This is a genomic window from Longicatena sp. 210702-DFI.1.196 (assembly GCF_020563125.1).
Lineage (GTDB): Bacteria > Bacillota_I > Bacilli_A > Erysipelotrichales > Erysipelotrichaceae > Longicatena > Longicatena caecimuris.
On sequence record NZ_JAJCPX010000131.1, the window covers coordinates 1 to 261 of the forward strand.

General features: G+C 52.9%; 1 protein-coding gene. It reads left to right on the forward strand.

Annotated elements, in window-relative coordinates:
- A partial coding sequence (locus tag LI241_RS15660; RefSeq protein WP_227151503.1) for a hypothetical protein occupies positions 1-261 on the forward strand: 261 nt, incomplete at both ends.

A 261-nucleotide genomic window follows, 5' to 3' on the forward strand; every position in this document is an offset into this window, starting at 1 on the left:
AGCTCTATCCCAAGGCGGACATCACAGTAGGCGGCTTTGAGACCACCGACAGGCGAGACTTCTTTGACCTTGCCATCGGCAATGTGCCTTTCGGTCAGTATCAGGTCAACGACAAAGCCTACAACAAGCTGAATTTCAGTATTCACAACTACTTTTTCGCCAAAGCACTCGACCAGGTGCGTCCTGGTGGTGTGGTAGCTTTTGTAACCTCCCGCTATACCATGGACGCCAAGGATTCCACCGTGCGCCGCTATCTTGCCC